The organism is Streptomyces sp. Je 1-369 (genome assembly GCF_026810505.1).
GTDB lineage: Bacteria > Actinomycetota > Actinomycetes > Streptomycetales > Streptomycetaceae > Streptomyces.
Window position 1 is genome coordinate 5,310,018 of record NZ_CP101750.1, and the last position, 18,267, is coordinate 5,328,284.

General features: G+C 73.5%; 20 protein-coding genes. 14 read left to right on the forward strand and 6 right to left on the reverse strand.

Annotated features, from left to right (window positions below):
- Positions 1 to 110: 110 nt before the first annotated feature.
- Positions 111 to 1,469: a phosphoglucosamine mutase gene (glmM, locus tag NOO62_RS24315; RefSeq protein WP_268772978.1), complete on the forward strand. Its 1,359-nt coding sequence runs from the start codon at positions 111 to 113 to the stop codon at positions 1,467 to 1,469.
- Here glmM and NOO62_RS24320 read toward each other — a convergent pair.
- Positions 1,466 to 2,413: a DUF389 domain-containing protein gene (locus NOO62_RS24320; protein ID WP_268772979.1), complete on the reverse strand. Its 948-nt coding sequence runs from the start codon at positions 2,411 to 2,413 to the stop codon at positions 1,466 to 1,468. The two genes, glmM and NOO62_RS24320, sit on opposite strands and share 4 nt — an antisense overlap.
- Positions 2,414 to 2,461: 48 nt before the next feature.
- Positions 2,462 to 3,442 (reverse strand): type I pantothenate kinase, encoded by a 981-nt coding sequence (coaA, locus tag NOO62_RS24325; RefSeq protein ID WP_268775747.1) that lies wholly within the window; start codon positions 3,440 to 3,442, stop codon positions 2,462 to 2,464.
- Positions 3,443 to 3,530: 88 nt separating this feature from the next.
- Here coaA and NOO62_RS24330 point away from each other — a divergent pair, with 88 nt between their 5' ends.
- The 6 genes from NOO62_RS24330 (at position 3,531) to NOO62_RS24355 (ending at position 9,021) form a co-directional block, all read left to right on the forward strand.
- Positions 3,531 to 3,899: a holo-ACP synthase gene (locus NOO62_RS24330; RefSeq protein ID WP_268772980.1), complete on the forward strand. Its 369-nt coding sequence runs from the start codon at positions 3,531 to 3,533 to the stop codon at positions 3,897 to 3,899.
- A gap of 46 nt (positions 3,900 to 3,945) precedes the next feature.
- A complete protein-coding gene (locus NOO62_RS24335) occupies positions 3,946 to 5,388 on the forward strand; it encodes an NAD(P)H-hydrate dehydratase (protein WP_268772981.1) in 1,443 nt (480 codons plus the stop codon).
- A gap of 181 nt (positions 5,389 to 5,569) precedes the next feature.
- Positions 5,570 to 6,721, forward strand: a complete 1,152-nt coding sequence (alr, locus tag NOO62_RS24340) for an alanine racemase (RefSeq protein WP_268772982.1) — start codon at positions 5,570 to 5,572, stop codon at positions 6,719 to 6,721.
- Between the two features lie 67 nt (positions 6,722 to 6,788).
- On the forward strand, positions 6,789 to 8,015 hold the full coding sequence (locus NOO62_RS24345; protein WP_268772983.1) for an alpha/beta fold hydrolase: 1,227 nt from the start codon (positions 6,789 to 6,791) through the stop codon (positions 8,013 to 8,015).
- 63 nt (positions 8,016 to 8,078) lie between these two features.
- On the forward strand, positions 8,079 to 8,621 hold the full coding sequence (tsaE, locus tag NOO62_RS24350) for a tRNA (adenosine(37)-N6)-threonylcarbamoyltransferase complex ATPase subunit type 1 TsaE (protein WP_268772984.1): 543 nt from the start codon (positions 8,079 to 8,081) through the stop codon (positions 8,619 to 8,621).
- 193 nt (positions 8,622 to 8,814) lie between these two features.
- Positions 8,815 to 9,021, forward strand: coding sequence for a hypothetical protein (locus NOO62_RS24355; RefSeq protein ID WP_268772985.1), 207 nt, complete (start codon positions 8,815 to 8,817; stop codon positions 9,019 to 9,021).
- Between the two features lie 32 nt (positions 9,022 to 9,053).
- Here the strand turns inward: NOO62_RS24355 and NOO62_RS24360 are convergent, their stop codons facing one another.
- Positions 9,054 to 9,602: a hypothetical protein gene (locus NOO62_RS24360; RefSeq protein ID WP_268772986.1), complete on the reverse strand. Its 549-nt coding sequence runs from the start codon at positions 9,600 to 9,602 to the stop codon at positions 9,054 to 9,056.
- 134 nt (positions 9,603 to 9,736) lie between these two features.
- Between NOO62_RS24360 and tsaB the strand changes: the two genes are divergently transcribed.
- Genes tsaB through NOO62_RS24380 form a run of 4 tightly spaced genes read left to right on the forward strand, consistent with a single transcriptional unit; the run spans position 9,737 to position 12,270 of the window.
- Positions 9,737 to 10,393, forward strand: coding sequence for a tRNA (adenosine(37)-N6)-threonylcarbamoyltransferase complex dimerization subunit type 1 TsaB (gene tsaB, locus NOO62_RS24365; protein ID WP_268772987.1), 657 nt, complete (start codon positions 9,737 to 9,739; stop codon positions 10,391 to 10,393).
- A gap of 41 nt (positions 10,394 to 10,434) precedes the next feature.
- Positions 10,435 to 10,917, forward strand: a complete 483-nt coding sequence (gene rimI, locus NOO62_RS24370) for a ribosomal protein S18-alanine N-acetyltransferase (RefSeq protein WP_268775748.1) — start codon at positions 10,435 to 10,437, stop codon at positions 10,915 to 10,917.
- Positions 10,910 to 12,016: a tRNA (adenosine(37)-N6)-threonylcarbamoyltransferase complex transferase subunit TsaD gene (gene tsaD, locus NOO62_RS24375; RefSeq protein WP_268772988.1), complete on the forward strand. Its 1,107-nt coding sequence runs from the start codon at positions 10,910 to 10,912 to the stop codon at positions 12,014 to 12,016. The genes rimI and tsaD overlap by 8 nt, the downstream gene beginning before the upstream one ends.
- Complete coding sequence (locus tag NOO62_RS24380; protein ID WP_268772989.1) at positions 12,013 to 12,270, forward strand: hypothetical protein; 258 nt, start codon at positions 12,013 to 12,015, stop codon at positions 12,268 to 12,270. Before tsaD ends, NOO62_RS24380 begins: the two co-directional genes overlap by 4 nt.
- Here the strand turns inward: NOO62_RS24380 and NOO62_RS24385 are convergent.
- Together NOO62_RS24385 and NOO62_RS24390 are read right to left on the reverse strand one after the other, a co-directional pair.
- A complete protein-coding gene (locus tag NOO62_RS24385; RefSeq protein ID WP_268772990.1) occupies positions 12,267 to 12,854 on the reverse strand; it encodes a class I SAM-dependent methyltransferase in 588 nt (195 codons plus the stop codon). The genes NOO62_RS24380 and NOO62_RS24385 overlap by 4 nt on opposite strands.
- A 31-nt stretch (positions 12,855 to 12,885) precedes the next feature.
- Complete coding sequence (locus NOO62_RS24390; RefSeq protein ID WP_414930874.1) at positions 12,886 to 13,614, reverse strand: TetR/AcrR family transcriptional regulator; 729 nt, start codon at positions 13,612 to 13,614, stop codon at positions 12,886 to 12,888.
- 81 nt (positions 13,615 to 13,695) lie between these two features.
- Here NOO62_RS24390 and NOO62_RS24395 point away from each other — a divergent pair, with 81 nt between their 5' ends.
- Genes NOO62_RS24395 through NOO62_RS24405 form a run of 3 tightly spaced genes read left to right on the forward strand, consistent with a single transcriptional unit; the run spans position 13,696 to position 16,997 of the window.
- Positions 13,696 to 15,228 (forward strand): MFS transporter, encoded by a 1,533-nt coding sequence (locus tag NOO62_RS24395; RefSeq protein ID WP_268772991.1) that lies wholly within the window; start codon positions 13,696 to 13,698, stop codon positions 15,226 to 15,228.
- 43 nt (positions 15,229 to 15,271) lie between these two features.
- Complete coding sequence (locus NOO62_RS24400; protein ID WP_268772992.1) at positions 15,272 to 15,625, forward strand: YciI family protein; 354 nt, start codon at positions 15,272 to 15,274, stop codon at positions 15,623 to 15,625.
- Between the two features lie 49 nt (positions 15,626 to 15,674).
- Positions 15,675 to 16,997: an RNA polymerase sigma factor gene (locus NOO62_RS24405; protein WP_268772993.1), complete on the forward strand. Its 1,323-nt coding sequence runs from the start codon at positions 15,675 to 15,677 to the stop codon at positions 16,995 to 16,997.
- 9 nt (positions 16,998 to 17,006) lie between these two features.
- Here the strand turns inward: NOO62_RS24405 and NOO62_RS24410 are convergent, their stop codons facing one another.
- The gene (locus NOO62_RS24410; RefSeq protein ID WP_268772994.1) at positions 17,007 to 18,257 is read right to left on the reverse strand and encodes a THUMP-like domain-containing protein; all 1,251 of its coding nucleotides are present in this window, start codon (positions 18,255 to 18,257) and stop codon (positions 17,007 to 17,009) included.
- Between the last annotated feature and the right edge of the window lie 10 nt (positions 18,258 to 18,267).

Consider the following 18,267-nt stretch of genomic DNA (forward strand, 5'->3'; position numbering starts at 1 on the left):
TTCTCGTTCGCCCCGGCGGCACTCACCGTGCTGCCGGGGCGTTCGTCTATTCAGGACCATTCAGGAACCCCTGAGGCAATTCGTTTTTCTGGAACGTTCGGAGGACAGCAGTGGGACGACTCTTCGGCACGGACGGCGTGCGCGGTGTCGCCAACGCGGATCTGACGGCTGAGCTCGCGCTCGGCCTCTCCGTCGCGGCGGCGCACGTACTGGCCGAGGCGGGCACCTTTGAAGGCCATCGCGCGGTCGCGGTGGTCGGGCGTGATCCGCGGGCGTCCGGGGAGTTCCTGGAGGCCGCGGTGGTCGCGGGTCTCGCGAGCGCGGGCGTGGACGTCCTGCGCGTCGGTGTGCTGCCCACCCCCGCGGTGGCGCATCTCACCGGTGCGCTGGGCGCCGACCTCGGTGTGATGCTCTCCGCCAGCCACAACGCGATGCCCGACAACGGCATCAAGTTCTTCGCCCGCGGCGGCCACAAGCTCGCCGACGAGCTGGAGGACCGCATCGAGTCCGTCTACGAGGAGCACCGCACCGGTGCCCCGTGGCAGCGGCCCACCGGTGCGGGCGTCGGCCGCGTGAAGTCGTACGACCAGGGGCTCGACCAGTACGTCGCCCACCTCATCGGGGTCCTCCCGAACCGCCTCGACGGGCTGAAGATCGTCCTCGACGAGGCGCACGGCGCGGCCGCGCGTGTCTCGCCCGAGGCGTTCGCGCGGGCCGGTGCCGAGGTCATCACGATCGGCGCCCAGCCCGACGGCCTGAACATCAACGACGGGTGCGGGTCCACGCACCTGGACCTGCTCAAGGCCGCCGTCGTCGAGCACAAGGCCGACTTCGGTGTCGCGCACGACGGGGACGCCGACCGGTGCCTCGCCGTGGACCACACGGGTGCCGAGGTCGACGGCGACCAGATCCTCGCCGTGCTCGCCCTCGCGATGCGGGAACACGGCACGCTGCGCCACGACACCGTCGTCGCCACGGTCATGTCCAACCTCGGCTTCAAGCTCGCCATGGAGGGCCAGGGGCTCGCCACGGTGCAGACCTCCGTCGGCGACCGGTACGTGCTGGAGTCGATGAAGGAGCACGGCTTCGCCCTCGGCGGCGAGCAGTCCGGGCACGTGATCATCCTCGACCACGCGACGACCGGCGACGGCACGCTGACCGGGCTGCTGCTCGCGGCGCGCGTCGCCGAGACGGGCCGTTCGCTCGCGGACCTCGCGAGCGTCATGGAGCGCCTCCCGCAGGTCCTCATCAACGTGCCCGACGTCGACAAGTCGCGCGTGCGGACCTCCGCCGAGCTGAGCGCCGCGGTCGTCGAGGCCGAGCGCGAGCTCGGCTCCACCGGCCGCGTGCTGCTGCGTCCGTCCGGGACCGAGCCACTGGTGCGGGTCATGGTCGAGGCCGCGGACATCGAGCAGGCCCGGTCCGTGGCCAGCCGTCTCGCCGACGTGGTGAAGTCCGCCCTGGGCTAGGGGCTGGGTGACTTCGCGGTGCGCTCGCGCTGCCGCGCCCAGAAGAACTTCTGGGCGAGCAGCGTGAGCGTGCCCGCGAGGATGATGCCGAGCAGGTTCAGCAGGAGCTGCTCCGTGGAGCCCCACGCCTGCTTGTACTCGTCGTAGCTGAAGGCGACCGCGGCGTTCGCGGCCGCGGGGACCGTCGTCACCGAGATCGCCACGCCGACCAGCGCGCCCGACTTCGCCGAGGTGAGGGAGAGCGTGCCCGCGGCGCCCGCGAGGACGGCCACGACGAACGAGAACCAGTCGGGCCGGTAGATGAAGTTCGTGTTGGGGCGTTCCGCTTTCAGGGCGTCGTACGTGAACAGGTCCATCGCGTCCATGAAGTAGCTGAACCCGACCGTCACCACCATCGCCGCCGCGAAACCGACGAGCAGCGCGATCAGCGAGCGCAGGGCGAGCCGGGGTGCGCGTCGCACCAGGGCCGTGCAGAATCCGGCCAGCGGGCCGAACTCCGGGCCCACCGCCATCGCGCCCACGATCAGGATCGCGTTGTCGAGGACCACACCGCACGCCGCGATCATCGTGGCGAGCGTGATGAACGCGACGTACGTGACCGAGAGCGTCGACTCCTCGTGCGTCGCGTCGGCCAGCTGCTCCCACAGGACCGCGTCCGCGCCCTCGCCGGGCGCGTCGTCCTCCGCTTCCTCCGCGCGCCGGGACAGCGACAGGTCGATGGTCTCCACGGCGATCGAGCCCGACTCGTCGATGCCGAGTCCGCGCAGGCCGCCGATCAGTTCGTCGCCCGCCTCACGGGCCACGTCGCACATGACGACGTCGCCCGCGGGGTTGCGGGCCGCGCCCGGGAGCACCGCGAGGTGGGCGGTGCCGACCGTTCCCTCGATCAGGTCGACCACGTCGTCGGTTCTGTCCGGGGGCGTGATCAGGCGCAGGTGCAGCATGGACGCAGGTTAGCCGGGCCGCGGCGCCCGCGGTTCGTACCGGCTCTCCTACAGTTTGCGCAGGCTGAGGCGTTGGACCTTGTGGTCGGGGCCCTTGCGGACGACGAGGGTGGCGCGGCTCCGGGTGGGCGCCACGTTCTCCACGAGGTTCAGCTTGTTGATGGTCCGCCAGGTGGTGCGGGCGTAGTCGAGCGCCTCTTCCTCCGACACCTGCGTGTACTTGCGGAAGTACGACGACGGGTTCTGGAACGCCGTCTGGCGCAGCTTCTTGAAGCGGTTCAGGTACCAGCGCTCGATGTCGTCCGCGCGGGCGTCGACGTACACGCTGAAGTCGAAGTAGTCCGCGAGGCCCACGCGGGTGCGGCCGTCCTTGCCGGGGAGCGCGGGCTGCAGGACGTTCAGGCCCTCGACGATGAGGATGTCGGGGCGGCGGACCGTGAGGCGCTGGTCAGGGACGATGTCGTAGATCAGGTGCGAGTAGACGGGCGCCGTCACCTCGTCCTTGCCCGCCTTGATGTCCGCGACGAAACGGGTGAGCGCACGCCGGTCGTACGACTCGGGGAACCCCTTGCGGGACATCAGACCGCGGGCTTCGAGCTCCCGCGTGGGCAGCAGGAACCCGTCCGTCGTGACGCGCTCCACGCGTGGGTGCTCCGGCCAGCGGGAGAGCAGCGCCTGGAGGAGCCGGGCGACGGTGGACTTGCCCACCGCCACGGAACCGGCGACCCCTATGACGAAGGGGGTGCCGGACTGGGACCCCTTCTCGCCCAGGAAGGTGTTGAGGGCACCGCGCAGTCCGTCCGTCGCGCCTACGTAGAGGTTCAGCAGGCGCGAGAGCGGCAGGTAGATGTCGCGGACCTCGTCCAGGTCGATGACGTCGCCGAGGCCGCGGAGCTGCTCCACCTCCTCCGCTGTCAGGGGGAGCGGCGTCTTCTCGCGAAGCGCGCTCCACTCGGTGCGGGTGAGGTCGACGTAGGGAGTCGCCTCCGGCTTGGGCCGGTGGGCGCTCCGGGGTGCCGTCGGGGGCACGGAGACCGAAGAGATCACAGTCCATTGTTACGGCTGTACGAACAGGACGGGGGGTGGGGTGGGGGGTGGGGTGTGTCACGCTGAGCCGGTGATTATTGGGGTTGGCATCGATGTCGCGGAGATCGAGCGGTTCGGCGCCGCGATGGAGCGGACGCCCGGGATGGCGGAGCGGCTCTTCGTGGAGAGCGAGTTGCTGCTGCCGGGCGGCGAGCGGCGGGGCATCGCCTCGCTGGCCGCGCGGTTCGCGGCGAAGGAGGCGCTGGCCAAGGCGCTGGGGGCGCCGGCGGGGCTGCGGTGGACGGACGCCGAGGTGTACGTCGAGGAGAGCGGGCAGCCCCGGGTCCGGGTGAAGGGGACGGTGGCCGAGCGGGCCTCGGTGCTCGGTGTGCGGTCCTGGCACGTGTCGCTCAGCCATGACGCGGGGGTCGCTTCCGCGGTGGTGGTGGCGGAGGGGTAGGGCCTTCGTTCGGCGGGGGTGCCCGGGGCGGGGGCAGACTGGGCGTATGCGTACTGCGTACAGCGTGGAGAGCGTCAGGGCGGGCGAGCGGGTCGTCATGGCCCGGGGGCCCGAAGGTGTGTTGATGCAGCGTGCGGCGGCCGGGCTCGCCGCCGCGTGCGCCCAGCTGCTCGGCAAGGTGTACGGGGCGAGAGTCACGCTGCTCGTGGGCAGCGGGGACAACGGGGGCGACGCCCTGTATGCCGGGGCCCGGCTCGCGCGGCGTGGCGCCGGGGTCAGTGCCGTGCTGCTCGCGCCCGACCGCACGCATTCCGGGGGGCTCGCCGCGCTGCGGGCCGCCGGGGGCGTGGTGGTGGGCGCCGACGAGGAGCGGGCCGAGGACGTGGTCGCGCGGGCGCGGCTCGTCGTGGACGGGATCGTGGGGATCGGGGGCCGGGGCGGGCTGCGGGAGGATGCCGCGCGGCTCGTGGCGGCGGTGCGGGACGCCGCGGTCGTCGCCGTGGACCTGCCCAGCGGGGTCGACGCCGATACGGGTGAGGTGCACGGGGACGCGGTGCGGGCCGATGTGACGGTGACGTTCGGCGCGTACAAGCCGGGGCTGCTCATCGATCCGGGCCGGGAGTACGCGGGTGCCGTGCGGCTCGTGGACATCGGGCTCGATCCGGCGGAACTGGGGCCGGGGGAGGCCGAGGCGTTGCAGTTCGCGGACGTCGAGCGGCTGTTGCCGGTGCCCGGCGGGGAGAGCGACAAGTACCGGCGGGGCGTCGTGGGGATCGTCGCCGGGTCCGAGCGGTACCCCGGCGCCGCCGTGCTCGCCGTCGCGGGCGCGCTGCGCGGGGGCGCGGGGGCCGTGCGGTACGTGGGTCCCGCCGCGGACGCCGTCATCGCGCGGTTCCCCGAGACCCTGGTGTCCGCGGGGCCGCCGTCCAAGGCGGGGCGGGTGCAGGCGTGGGTCGTCGGGCCCGGACTCGGCGAGGACGCGGAACGGCTGGGGGAAGTGCTCGCCGCCGATGTGCCCGTCCTGATCGACGCCGACGGGCTGCGGCTCGCCGGGGAGCGGGACGTACGGGAGCGGCGGGCTCCGACGCTCCTCACCCCGCACGCCGGGGAAGCCGCGGCGCTGCTCGGCGTGGCCAGGGAAGAGGTCGAGTCGGGGCGCCTGTCCGCCGTACGGGAGCTGGCGCGGCGGTACGGGGCGACGGTGCTGCTGAAGGGGTCGACGACCCTGGTTGCCTCGGGGCAGGGTCCGGTGCGGGTCAACCCGACCGGGACGCCCTGGCTCGCCACGGCGGGCAGCGGTGACGTGCTGTCCGGGCTCGCCGGGTCGCTGCTCGCGGCGGGGCTCGACGCGCGGGACGCGGGGTCGGTGGGCGCGTACCTGCACGGGCTCGCGGGGCGGCACGCCTCGGAGGGGGCGCCGGTGGGGGCGCAGGACGTGGCGAACGCGATTCCGGCGGTGTGGCGGGAGGTGGGGAGGGGCGGGGGGTGAGGTCCGGGGAGGGGCGCGGGGTCCGCGTGCGGCTCCTGCCTTCGCCGCTCCCGTCCCCGTGCGGCTCCTGCCTTCGCCGCCCCCGTCCCCGTGCGGCTCCTGCCTCCGCCGCTCCCGTCCCCGTGCGGTCAAGACCTGCGGGAGCAGGGGGTGTCGGCGGGCTCTGAGACACTTGTCCGCGATGAACGAGACAGCACCTTTCCGTGTCCGGGCCGAGATCGACCTCGCCGCCCTCCGCGCCAACGTGCGCGCGCTGCGCGCCCACGCGCCGGACGCCGCGTTCATGGCCGTGGTGAAAGCGGAGGGCTACGGCCACGGGATGGTGCCCTGCGCCAGGGCCGCGCGCCAGGCGGGCGCCACCTGGATCGGCACCGCCACCCCCGAGGAGGCCCTGGCCCTGCGCGCCGCGGGCCTGCCCGGCCGCATCATGTGCTGGCTGTGGACGCCCGGCGGGCCCTGGCGCGAGGGCGTCGAGGCCGACCTGGACATGTCGGTGAGCGCGCTGTGGGCGCTGGACGAGGTGACGGCCGCCGCGCGTGAGGCGGGGCGGACCGCGCGTATCCAGCTCAAGGCCGACACGGGCCTCGGCCGGAACGGCTGCATGCCCGCCGACTGGCCCGAGCTCGTCGACCGGGCCCTGCGCGCCGAGGCGGAAGGTCTTGTCACGGTCACCGGGCTCTGGTCGCACTTCGCGTGCGCCGACGAGCCGGGGCACCCGTCGGTCGCCGCGCAGCTCACCGTCTTCCGCGAGATGGTCGCGTACGCCGAGGACCGGGGGCTCCGCCCCGAGGTGCGGCACATCGCCAACTCCCCGGCGACGCTGACGCTTCCGGAGGCGCACTTCGACCTCGTACGTCCGGGCATCGCGATGTACGGCATCTCGCCGAGCCCCGAGGTGGGCACCTCACAGGACTTCGGGCTGCGGCCCGTCATGACGCTGACCGCGACGCTCGCCCACGTGAAGCGCGCCCCGGCGGGCCACGGCGTGAGCTACGGCCACCACTACGTCACACCCGGCGAGACGACCCTCGGCCTCGTCCCCGCGGGGTACGGCGACGGGATCCCGCGCCACGCCTCCGGCACGGCCCCGGTCCTCGTCGACGGGAAGCTGCGGACCGTCGCGGGCCGCGTCGCGATGGACCAGTTCGTCGTGGACCTCGGCGGGGACGAGCCCGAAGTGGGCGCGGAGGCCGTGCTGTTCGGCCCCGGCGACCGCGGGGAGCCGACCGCCGAGGACTGGGCGCAGGCCGCGGGCACCATCGCGTACGAAATCGTCACCCGCATCGGATCGCGTGTCCCGCGCGTCCTGGTGAACGAGCGGCCTGAGGACTGACCGGGCACCGACCGGGAATCGGTCGGGAAGCGACCGGAACCGACCGGGAACTGACGAGGAGCGGCACGTGAGCGAGAGCAGCACGGGGGCGGTCGCGGTGGAAGCGGCGTCGGAGGCCGCCGCCGCGGCCGGGAACTGGCGCCGGGCAGGGGTCGCCGGCGCGGCGATAGGCGTCCTGGCCGCGGGGGCGGCCGCCGGTGTCGCCATCGAGCGGCTGACCGTCGGCCGCGGCATGCGCAAGAAGGCGCGGCTCGCACTCGACGCGTCGGGGCCGTACGGCTCGCTGCGCGGCATGCCCGGTACGGCGTACGCGGACGACGGCACGGAGCTCTCGTACGAGGTCGAGGAGGCCGAGGCCGCCGACGCGGCGGGCAGCGGCGGGAGCGGCGACCAGGCTCCGCGGCGGCGCAGGCTCTTCGGGCGCCGTGACCCCGCGCCCGTCACCGTCGTCTTCAGCCACGGCTACTGCCTGAGCCAGGACTCCTGGCACTTCCAGCGGGCCGCCCTGCGCGGTGTCGTCCGTGCCGTCTACTGGGACCAGCGCAGCCACGCCCGTTCGGCGCGCGGCGTCGACCAGGTCGAGCACGACGTGCCGGTCTCCATCGACCAGCTGGGACGCGACCTGAAGGCCGTCATCGACGCCGCCGCGCCCGAGGGGCCGCTCGTCCTCGTCGGGCACTCCATGGGCGGCATGACGACCATGGCGCTCGCCGACCAGTTCCCCGAGCTGATCCGCGAGCGTGTGGTGGGCGTCGCCCTGATCGGCACGTCGTCGGGGCAGCTCGGTGAGGTGAACTTCGGCCTGCCGGTCGCCGGGATGAACGCGGTCCGGCGGGTGCTGCCCGGCCTGCTGCGGGCGCTCGGCTCGCAGGCGGAGCTGGTGGAGCGGGGGCGGCGGGCCACGGCGGACCTCTTCGCGGGCGTCATCAAGCGGTACTCGTTCTCGCGCAAGGACGTGGATCCGGCGATCGCGCGGTTCGCGGAGCGGATGATCGAGGCGACGCCCATCGACGTGGTCGCGGAGTTCTACCCGGCCTTCGCCGAGCACGACAAGGCGGCGGCCCTCAAGCACTTCACCGAGCTGCCGGTCCTCGTCCTCGCGGGGGACGAGGACCTGGTCACGCCGAGCGAGCACAGCGAGGCCATCGCCCACCTGCTGCCCGACGCCGAGCTCGTCCTGGTCCCGGACGCCGGTCACCTGGTCATGCTGGAGCACCCGGAGCTGGTCATGGACCGCCTCGCGGACCTGCTGCTGCGGGCGGGCGCGGTGCAGGGGGCCGGGCGGCGGGCCTGAGCGGAAGCTCCCCCGGCCCGCTGCGGGCCTGAGCGCGCGTTCCCAGCCGCTACCGTGGTCGGTATGGAAGCACCGCACCACCAGGCCCCGGCCGTCACACTCAAGATCACCGTCAACTCCCCCGAACACATGGGCGAGTTGGGGCGTCGTCTGGCCAAGCTGCTGCGCCCGGGCGACCTCGTCATGCTCACCGGCGAGCTCGGCGCCGGGAAGACGACGCTGACCCGCGGCCTCGGCGAAGGCCTCGGCGTGCGCGGCGCCGTCACCTCCCCGACCTTCGTCATCGCCCGCGTGCACCCGCCGCTCGGCGAAGGACCCTCGCTGGTCCACGTCGACGCGTACCGCCTCGGCGGCGGGCTCGACGAGATGGAGGACCTGGACCTCGACGTCTCGCTGCCCGAATCCGTGATCGTCGTGGAGTGGGGCGACGGCAAGGTCGAGGAGCTGTCGGACGACCGGCTGCGGGTCGTCATCGACCGCACCGTGGGCGAGGCGACGGACGACGCGGCCGGAGCGGTCGATGCGGTCGACGAGGTGCGCGAGGTGACGATCACCGGGTTCGGCGCGCGCTGGGCCGAAGCGGATCTGGCGTCGCTGGGCGCCTGACAGGCCTTACGGCCCGTCCTCACACCCCCGCCCCGGGCCTCTGGTCCGGGGCGTTTCTCGTACGTTCGACCGAACGTTCCGACAAGACGTCGGCAAAATGTTGCGTTGCGTGCGTCGGGCGTGGTCACATGGATACCAGTCTTGGTTAGGTCTACCTAACCACGTCTGCCCCCGGAGCCCCCAGGAGGCATCCATGTCGGCTACAGAACGTGACACCTACGCTCAGCCGCGCGGGAACAGGCTGCCCGGACCCTCGGCCGCCGTGGACCCCTCGAACCTGTCGATGAGCGATCTGCTCGCGTCGTGCGCCGCCGCGAGCGCCGTCTCCACGCCGCCGAGCGACCCCGCGCCCGCGGAAGGCGCCTCCGCCCCTGCCGAGCGGTCCCGTCCGCCCCGCTGAACAGGGAACGACGAGATCAGGGAACGACGAGATCAGGGAACGACGACGACCTTCTTGTCGCGCAGCGCGAACTCCCACATCGCCTTGCCCTGCTCCCGCGACTGACGGATGCCGCCCGTCTTCTTCGACGGGTCGGGCTTCGGCGTCGAGCCGTCGACGGCGGCACTGAAGCCGATCGCGACCCCGTCGGTGAGCGTGAAGACCACGACGTTCTCGATCGGTGCGCCATCCGTACCGGTGACGCGGCCCGTCCGTGACGTGACCGCGTACGTGCCCGGGGCCGGGTCGACCGTGCCCGGCGTGACCTTGAAGGTCTGCTTGACCTTGCCGGACGCCTCGACCAGCCAGACGCGGTCGTCCTCCAGGGAGTACACGACGCGCTCACCGGTGCCGGACTGCGCGGGCAGGGCCGCCGGGTTCTTCTTGTCCTTGGGGGCGCGCGGCGCGGAGGCGGAGGGCGACTTGTCGGCCTTGCCCGGGTGGTCCGGCGCGCTGGCCGATGCCTGGAAGGCGAGGAACCCGACCGCGGCGAGCGCGGCAGCGGTGAGCCCGGCCACGAATCCCGAGCTGCTCCTTGACACCTTGCGCCACCCACCTCTTCGTACTGCGTACGGCTACGGAGTGACGGTAGCAGCAGCCGCGCCCCATCCCCGGGCAGCCGCACCTCATCCCCGGGCGGGCCGTGCGGGGCGCCCGGGAGCCGTAGGCTGTTCGCGTGCTCTTGCTCGCTCTGGATACCGCAACGCCCGCCGTCACCGTCGCCCTCCACGACGGCTCCTCAGTCGTCTCGGAGTCGAGCCAGGTCGACGCCCGCCGCCACGGGGAACTGCTGCTTCCGGCCGTCGACCGTGTGCTCGCCGAGGCCGGCCTGAAACTCGACGCCGTGACCGGCATCGTCGTCGGCGTGGGCCCCGGCCCCTACACCGGCCTCCGCGTCGGCCTGATGACCGCCGACACCTTCGGCCTCGCGCTCGGCGTCCCCGTGCACGGCGTGTGCACGCTGGACGGCCTCGCGTACGCCTCGGGCATCGAGACCGGCCCCTTCGTGGTGGCCACCGACGCCCGCCGCAAGGAGGTCTACTGGGCCCGCTACGACGACGTGCGCACGCGCGCGGGCGAGCCCGCCGTCGACCGGCCCGCGGACATCGCCGCCGAGGTCGAGGGAGTGCCCGCCGTCGGCGCGGGCGCGCTGCTCTACCCCGACACGTTCCCCGACGCCCGCGCCCCCGAGCACGTCTCGGCGGCCGCGCTGGCCTCGCTGGCCGCCGAGAAGCTGGCCGCGGGCGAGGAACTCCTCGAGCCCCGGCCGCTGTACCTGCGCCGCCCCGACGCGCAGGTCCCCAAGAACTACAAGGTGGTCACCCCCAAGTGACCCAGGTGACCCAGGTGACGGAGTCCGCCGTACTGCGCGAGATGCGCTGGTGGGACATCGACGCGGTGTTCGTCCTGGAGAAGGAGCTCTTCCCGGACGACGCCTGGTCGCGCGGGATGTTCTGGTCCGAGCTCGCCCACGCGCGCGGGCCGCTGGCCACCCGTCGCTATGTGGTCGCGACGGACGGCGACCGCCTCGTCGGGTACGCGGGACTCGCCGCCTCCGGAGACCTTGCCGACGTCCAGACCATCGCGGTGGCCCGCGACCACTGGGGCACCGGCCTCGGCGCCCGGCTCCTCACCGACCTGCTCCAGGCCGCGACCGCCTTCGAGTGCGCCGAGGTGATGCTGGAAGTGCGGGTCGACAACACCCGGGCGCAGAAGCTGTACGAGCGCTTCGGCTTCGAGCCCATCGGCTTCCGGCGCGGCTACTACCAGCCCGGCAACGTGGACGCCCTGGTCATGCGCCGCACCGATCCCTCCACCCCCGCATCCGGCGTACAAGGAACCGAGATCCATGGCTAGCACGCGCGACGAACCCCTCGTCCTCGGCATCGAGACCTCCTGCGACGAGACCGGCGTCGGCATCGTCCGCGGCACCACGCTGCTCGCGGACGCCATCGCCTCCAGCGTCGACGAGCACGCACGCTTCGGCGGCGTCGTGCCCGAGGTGGCCTCCCGCGCCCACCTCGAAGCGATGGTGCCCACCATCGACCGCGCCCTGAAGGAAGCGGGGGTGAGCGCGAAGGACCTCGACGGCATCTCGGTGACCGCGGGGCCCGGCCTCGCGGGCGCGCTGCTCGTCGGCGTCTCGGCCGCGAAGGCGTACGCGTACGCCCTCGGGAAGCCGCTCTACGGCGTCAACCACCTCGCCTCGCACATCTGCGTCGACCAGCTGGAGCACGGGCCGCTGCCCGAGCCGACGATGGCGCTCCTGGTCTCCGGCGGCCACTCGTCGCTGCTGCTGTCCGAGGACATCACGTCCGACGTCCGGCCGCTCGGCTCGACCATCGACGACGCGGCGGGCGAGGCCTTCGACAAGATCGCGCGGGTGCTGAACCTCGGCTTCCCCGGCGGCCCCGTCATCGACCGGTACGCGCGCGAGGGCGACCCGAACGCGATCGCCTTCCCGCGCGGCCTGACCGGACCCCGCGACGCCGCGTACGACTTCTCCTTCTCCGGCCTGAAGACGTCCGTCGCCCGCTGGATCGAGGCGAAACGGGCCGCGGGCGAGGAGGTGCCGGTACGCGATGTGTCGGCGTCCTTCCAGGAGGCGGTCGTCGACGTGCTGACCCGCAAGGCCGTGCGGGCCTGCAAGGACGAGGGCGTCGACCACCTCATGATCGGCGGCGGCGTGGCGGCCAACTCGCGCCTGCGCGCCCTCGCCCAGGAGCGGTGCGAGAAGGCGGGCATCCGGCTGCGCGTGCCGCGCCCCAAGCTCTGCACGGACAACGGCGCGATGGTCGCGGCCCTCGGCGCGGAGATGGTGGCCCGCAACCGGTCGGCATCGGACTGGGACCTGTCGGCGGACTCGTCGCTCCCGGTCACGGAACCGCACGTACCTGGCCACTCCCACTCCCACGATCACGTGCATGAGGTCAGCAAGGAGAACCTGTACTCATGACGGTCGCGCTGATGTGGGAGGCCCGGGCGGCCGAGGGGCGCGGCGACGCACTGCTCGCCTGGGCGAAGTCCCGGACGCTCGACGGCACCCCGGTCCGCCGCGAGACGTTCCGCGCGCCGCAGGACCGGGTGCTCGTCATCACGTGGTGGGACGCCGCGTACGACGCGGAGCTGCCCGAACTCCCGGAGCCGACGGGGGATCTGGTGACGCGGGCGGTGCACCGGTGGCGGTTCGAGTCGGTGGAGCGGCCCTAGCCCTCCTCGTACGTCAACAGGTAGCGCCAGAAGAGGAGTTGGCGCACGCTGCTGCCCGGCAGGAGGCGCGCCGCCTCCGTGCGGATGTCGGACAGGCGCATGTCCGGCTGGTGCACCGGGGGCTTGCGCGGGGGCGTGTGGTCGCCGCGCAGGCGCTCGGCGGCGTGGACCGTCGCCCGCGCCACCGCGTTCGCGGGGGACGCCACGACGTCCCACCAGGTCACGCCCGCGTAGCAGCCCAGGACGAGCAGCGTGCCGCCCGGGGCGAGGGCGGCGCGGAGGCGGGTCACCGTGTCGAAGGGCATGTGGTGCAGGCTCGCCAGGCAGGTGATGACGTCGTAGTGGGCCGCGGGCAGGTCTTCCTCCGTCACGTCCGCCCGGCGGTAGCGGGGGCCTCCGCCCGCGGCCTCCGCCTCGGCGATGACCTCCGCCGACGGGTCCAGCGCGTCGACCTCGTAGCCGCGGGCCGCGAGGCGGCGGGCGAAGCGGCCCGTGCCGCAGCCGATGTCGAGGGCGGTGCGGCCGCCCGGCGGCAGGTTCCGGAGGAGCAGGGGGTGGTAGTGGTCGTTGTGGTCGAAGGGCATGCGGGGGAGCCTCGCACAAGGGCCGGATCGATCACGGGGAGCTCGACCTTCCCGGCCTGCCCAGCAATCCGTCGATGACCGCGCCGAGTTGGCCCGTCACGTCGTAGTCCTCGGTGAGCTCCGACCAGCGGCCCGCGAGCGCCGCGAGGTGGGGGAGTTCGGTCGCGTCCGCGTCGGCCAGCAGGTCGGGGAAGTGGCGTTTGCGGCCCGGGTCCGCGGCGCGGCGCTCCATCGCGCCGCGGAAGACGAGGTCTCCGTAGACGCAGTGCCAGATCGTCCGGTACGCGCGTACGGCCTCCTCCGGAGTGAGCCCGCACGCGATGCCGGAGGCGACGATCTCCTCGACCATCCACAGGGCGCCCTCGTCGGTGAGGTCGCCGAGGCTGAGCACCTCGACCACCCAGGGCATCCGCGCCAGCGTGCCGTGCATGTGCAGGGAGACGGCGAGGAGACGGTCGCGCGGGTCGGCGGGGAGTTCGGGGCGCGGGACCGTGGCGGCCGTGCCCGCGAGCGTGAGCATCAGGAGCTCGTCCTTGTCGCGCACGTGGTGGTAGAGCGCCATCGGCGTCGTGCCGACCTCCTTGGCGACCCGGCGCATGCTCAGGGCCGCGACGCCCTCCGTCTCCAGGATCCGGCGGGCCGTCGCGACGATCGTCTCCGGGTCGATGCGGCGTGGGCGGCCCACGGCGCGCTTCTTCGCCGGGGCGGGAGCGCCGGGGGTCGCGCCGGGTGCCGTCTGCTCGTTGTCTTCTGCTGCCACCCGCTCATTGTCCCGCCCGCCCGGGGGAGGGGCGCCGCAACCCTTGCGCCATTTCTATACGCGTATAGTAATGTCCGTCGCATGGTGAACCCGAACCCGAACCCGAGCCCGGACGCGCCACCCGGGCATCTGCTGCTGCCGGTGCTGCTCACCGTGCAGTTCCTCGTCTCCCTCGACATGTCCGTCGTCAACATCGCCCTGCCCGACATGGGCGCCGACCTCGGCTTCGCCCCCGACTCGCTGCTGTGGGTCGTCAACGCCTACGCACTCGCCTTCGGCGGCCTGCTCATGCTCGGCGGGCGGCTCGCCGACCTCGTCGGCCGGCGGCGCACCCTCACGTGGGGCTTCGCGGTCTTCGGCGCGGCGAGCCTCGCGGGCGGGCTCGCCCTCGCGCCGGGGCAGCTCATCGCGGCACGGGCGGTGCAGGGCGCGGGCGCGGCGGCGCTCGCACCCGTCGCGCTCGCCCTGATCACCGTGAACTACGCGGCGGGGCCCGCACGGTCCCGCGCGCTCGGCCTGTGGGGCGTCTCCGGGGCGCTCGGCGGCGCCGTCGGGATCATGGCGGGCGGCGTGCTCACCGACTGGGTGGGCTGGCGCTCCGTGATGCTGATCAACGTCCCCGTGGTGCTCGCCGCGCTCCTCGCCGCCCGGCGCGGCGTGCCCGCCGACCGCCGTACGGGGCCCGCGCCCCGCCTCGACGTCACCGGCGCCCTGCTCGTCACCGCCGGGGCGACGCTGCTCGTCCTCGGCCTCGTGCGCACGGAGATACACGGCTGGACGTCGGGCACCACCCTCGGCACGCTCGGCGCGGCGGCCGTGCTCCTTGCCGCCTTCGTCGCCGTGGAAGCCCGCAAGCGCGAGCCTTTGCTGCGGCTCGGCCTGCTCGGCACGGCACACCGGCCCGTGCTCTCCGCGAACGTCTTCGCCCTGCTGATGTCCTCGGGACAGTTCGCCGCGTTCTACTTCACCTCGCTCTACCTCCAGCAGGTGATGGAGTACGGGCCGACGGCGGCCGGCGCCGCGTTCCTGCCGTTCTGCGCGGGTGTCGTGGTGGGGTCGACGGTCGCGACCCGGACGGTCGGGCGGCTCGGCGAGCGGACGCTCCTCGTGGCGGGCGGACTGCTCGGGGCCGCCGGGTTCGGGTGGTTCGCGCTGACGGTCGAGGCGGGCGGCACGTTCCTCGGCTCCATCCTCGGACCCTCGCTGGTCGCGAGCATCGGTATCGGCCTGTGCTTCGTACCGCTGGGCGCGGCCGCGACCGGTGGCGTCGCCCCCGAGGAGACCGGCATGGCCTCCGGGCTGCTCAACAGCTCCCGCCAGCTCGGCGGCTCCCTCGGCCTCGCGGTGCTTGTCACCGTCGCGGCGAGCGCCACGGGGGACGGGCGGGGCCGGGGCGCCCTCGCCGACGGGTACGCGGCCGCCTTCGCGGTGTCCGCGGGGCTCCTGGTGGCGGCCGCCCTGGCGACGGCCGTCCTGCACGGTCGTCGTACGATCCCTGCCGCACCCTTGGCAGCCACACCGCCGCGACCTGCGAAAACGTCCGTCGGGGAAGAAACTTCGAAAAATCTCGGCGACGATGTCGAAACGGGCGTCTCCCGTTCGACGCAGGGGTGAGAGGCGAGGAGAAGCCCCGCCGCCACCCGAAGGGGAGACCACCATGCCGCGCTACCTGACGATGATCCGCATCGACGAGAACAACGCGCCCGAGAGCGGCCCGAGCCCCGAACTCCAGGAGCGCATGGGCGCGCTCCTGGAGGAGCTCACCAGGGCCGGGGTCATGCTCGACACCGCGGGCCTGCGGCCGACCTCCGAAGGCACCCGCGTGACCTGGGACAAGGGCGAACTGTCCACGACGGACGGCCCGTTCACCGAGACCAAGGAGGTCATCGGCGGCTACTCCATCTGCCAGGCCAAGGACATGGCGGAAGCCGTCGAGTGGACCAAGCGGTTCCTCAAGACCCACGAGGACTACTGGACGATCACCGCGGAGGTCCGGCAGATCGAGGGCTGAGCCACAGCCCGGTTGCCTTTGCGGCGGTGGCGCGGGGGTGCTCTGATGGATGGCCGTGAGCCATCCCCCGGAGCACCCCCGCCAGGCCATCGAAACCGTCTTCCGCATGGAGTCGCCACGCATCATCGCCGGTGTCACGCGGATCGTACGAGACGTCGGCATCGCCGAGGAGCTGGCCCAGGACGCCCTCGTGGCGGCCCTCGAACAGTGGCCCGCGCAGGGCGTCCCCGACAACCCGGGCGCCTGGCTCATGGCCACCGCCAGGAACCGCGCCGTCGACCTGGTGCGCCGCCGCGAGCGCTACGCACGCAAGCTCGCCGAGGTCGGCCGCGACCTGGAGGCCGCCCCGGCGCACGCGGGCCCCCTCGAACCCGCGGACCCCGACGCCATCGACGACGATCTCCTGCGCCTCGTCTTCATCGCCTGCCACCCGGTGCTCTCCACCGAGGCCCGCGTGGCCCTCACGCTGCGCCTCCTCGGCGGCCTGTCCACCGCGGAGATCGCCCGCGCGATGCTGGCCCCCGAACCGACCGTGGCGCAGCGCATCGTGCGCGCCAAACGCACCCTCGCCGCCCGCGCCGTCGCCTTCGAGGTCCCCTACGGGCCCGACCGCGACGCCCGCCTCGGCTCGGTCCTCGAAGTCATCTACCTGATCTTCAACGAGGGGTACGCGGCCACCACGGGCGACGACCTGGTGCGCCCCGCCCTCTGCGAGGACGCGCTGCGCCTGGCCCGGGTGCTCACCGCCCTGATGCCCGAGGAGTCCGAGGCGCACGGCCTCGCCGCGCTCCTCGAACTGCAGGCCTCGCGCACGGCGACCCGCACGGGCCCGACGGGCGAGCCGGTGCTGCTCAAGGACCAGAGCAGGGCGCACTGGAACCAGATGCTGGTCCGGCGTGGATTCGCCGCCCTCGCACGGGCCCAGGCCACGTCCCCCTCACCGGCGGGCGCCCTCGGCCCGTACGCACTCCAGGCCGCGATCGCCGCCTGCCACGCCCACGCGCACAGCTACGAGGAGACCGACTGGCAGCAGATCGCCGCCCTCTACGGCCTGCTCGCCGCCCGTGCCCCGTCTCCCGTCGTCGAGCTGAACCGCGCGGTCGCGGTGGCCATGGCGCAGGGCACGGAGGCCGGGCTCGTCCTGGTCGACGCGCTGACCGCCGAACCCGTCCTGAAGGACTACCACCTGCTGCCCAGCGTCCGGGGCGACCTCCTGGAGCGGCTCGGACGCACCGACGAGGCCCACGCGGAGTTCGAACGTGCGGCGTCGCTGGCGCGCAACGAACGGGAACGGGAACTGCTCCTGGCGCGGGCCGCCGACTGCTGGGCGGGGACGGGGCGCGGGGCGCGGCCTGCGCAGAGCGCCCCCTAAGGGCGGTGCCTAGTGCTTGGCGGGCGGGGGCGCCGGGTGGCCGATCAGCATCGTCGGGGCGCCCGCCACCCGCGTCAGGAAGACGGTCGCCGCGTTCCTGCCCTGCGGCTTCACCTTGCGCCGCAGCTCCTCGGGCTCGACGGCCGAGCCGCGCTTCTTCACCGTGAGGATGCCGACCCCGCGCTCGCGCAGCAGGGCCTTGAGCTTCTTCACGTTGAACGGGATCCGGTCGGTGATCTCGTACGCCGTCGCGTACGGGGTGGCGTGCAGGGCGTCGGAGGTGACGTACGCGATGGTCTCGTCGACGAGTCCGCCGTCGACCCGGGCGGCGACCTCGGCGACCAGGTGGGCGCGGATGACGGCGCCGTCGGGCTCGTACAGGTAGCGACCGACGGGACGCACCTCCGGGTCGGGCAGCATCGTGGCGAGCGGGGTCCACAGGGAGGCGCCGCCGGGCAGGAGCGTGGCGCGGTGCGAGGCGGGCGTGTCGGTGCCGAACCACAGGACGGCCTCCTTCACGTCGCCGCCGTCCGAGATCCACTCGGCCCCCGCCTCGGCGGGGATCGCCTCGTGCGGGATGCCGGGGGCGATCTTCAGCGCGGCGAGCGGGGCCGCGAGGGCCGCTCCGACCGCCCAGGACAGGGGCGGGGAGTAGGCCTCGGGGTCGAAGATCCGCCCGCGGCCGCCCCGGCGCGCCGGGTCCACGAAGACGGCGTCGTACGCGGACGTGTCCACGTCGGTGACGTCCGCCTCGCGCACCTCGATGAGGTCGGCGAGCCCGAGCGCCTCGGCGTTGGCGCGGGCGACCGCGCAGGTCAGCGGGTCACGGTCGACGGCGAGCACGGAGATCCCGGCGCGCGCGAGGGCGATGGCGTCGCCGCCGATGCCGCAGCACAGGTCGGCGAGCGAACGTACGCCCAAGGCCTTGAAGCTCTCCGCGCGGTGCGCGGCGACGGACGCGCGCGTGGACTGCTCGACGCCGTTCGGCGTGAAGAACATGCGGGCCGCGTCCTCGGCGCCGAACTTCGCCGCGGCCCGGGTGCGCAGCCGCGCCTGGGCGAGCGCCGCGGAGACCAGGGGCGCCGGGTGGGTGCGGCGCAGCCGGGTGGCGGCGGCGAGTTCCTCGGCCGGTGCGACGTCCCGCACCTCGTCGAGCAGGGCCCGGCCCTCGTCGGTACGGAGGGCGGCGAAGGCGGCGAGGGGGTCGCCGAGGTCGGTCTCGTGGGCGCTCGGCGTGTTCGGGTCGTTCACCCGCCCCATTGTGGGCCAG

Coding starts and splice junctions, on each gene's coding strand:
- NOO62_RS24355 (WP_268772985.1), top strand. CDS start 8,815: ATGTCGGCTACAGAACGTGACACCTACGCTCAGCCGCGCGGGAACAGG.
- NOO62_RS24395 (WP_268772991.1), top strand. CDS start 13,696: ATGGTGAACCCGAACCCGAACCCGAGCCCGGACGCGCCACCCGGGCAT.
- NOO62_RS24320 (WP_268772979.1), bottom strand. CDS start 2,413: ATGCTGCACCTGCGCCTGATCACGCCCCCGGACAGAACCGACGACGTG.
- rimI (WP_268775748.1), top strand. CDS start 10,435: ATGCGCTGGTGGGACATCGACGCGGTGTTCGTCCTGGAGAAGGAGCTC.
- NOO62_RS24405 (WP_268772993.1), top strand. CDS start 15,675: ATGGCCGTGAGCCATCCCCCGGAGCACCCCCGCCAGGCCATCGAAACC.
- NOO62_RS24380 (WP_268772989.1), top strand. CDS start 12,013: ATGACGGTCGCGCTGATGTGGGAGGCCCGGGCGGCCGAGGGGCGCGGC.
- tsaE (WP_268772984.1), top strand. CDS start 8,079: ATGGAAGCACCGCACCACCAGGCCCCGGCCGTCACACTCAAGATCACC.
- NOO62_RS24400 (WP_268772992.1), top strand. CDS start 15,272: ATGCCGCGCTACCTGACGATGATCCGCATCGACGAGAACAACGCGCCC.
- NOO62_RS24385 (WP_268772990.1), bottom strand. CDS start 12,854: ATGCCCTTCGACCACAACGACCACTACCACCCCCTGCTCCTCCGGAAC.
- NOO62_RS24335 (WP_268772981.1), top strand. CDS start 3,946: ATGCGTACTGCGTACAGCGTGGAGAGCGTCAGGGCGGGCGAGCGGGTC.
- NOO62_RS24410 (WP_268772994.1), bottom strand. CDS start 18,257: ATGGGGCGGGTGAACGACCCGAACACGCCGAGCGCCCACGAGACCGAC.
- alr (WP_268772982.1), top strand. CDS start 5,570: ATGAACGAGACAGCACCTTTCCGTGTCCGGGCCGAGATCGACCTCGCC.
- tsaD (WP_268772988.1), top strand. CDS start 10,910: ATGGCTAGCACGCGCGACGAACCCCTCGTCCTCGGCATCGAGACCTCC.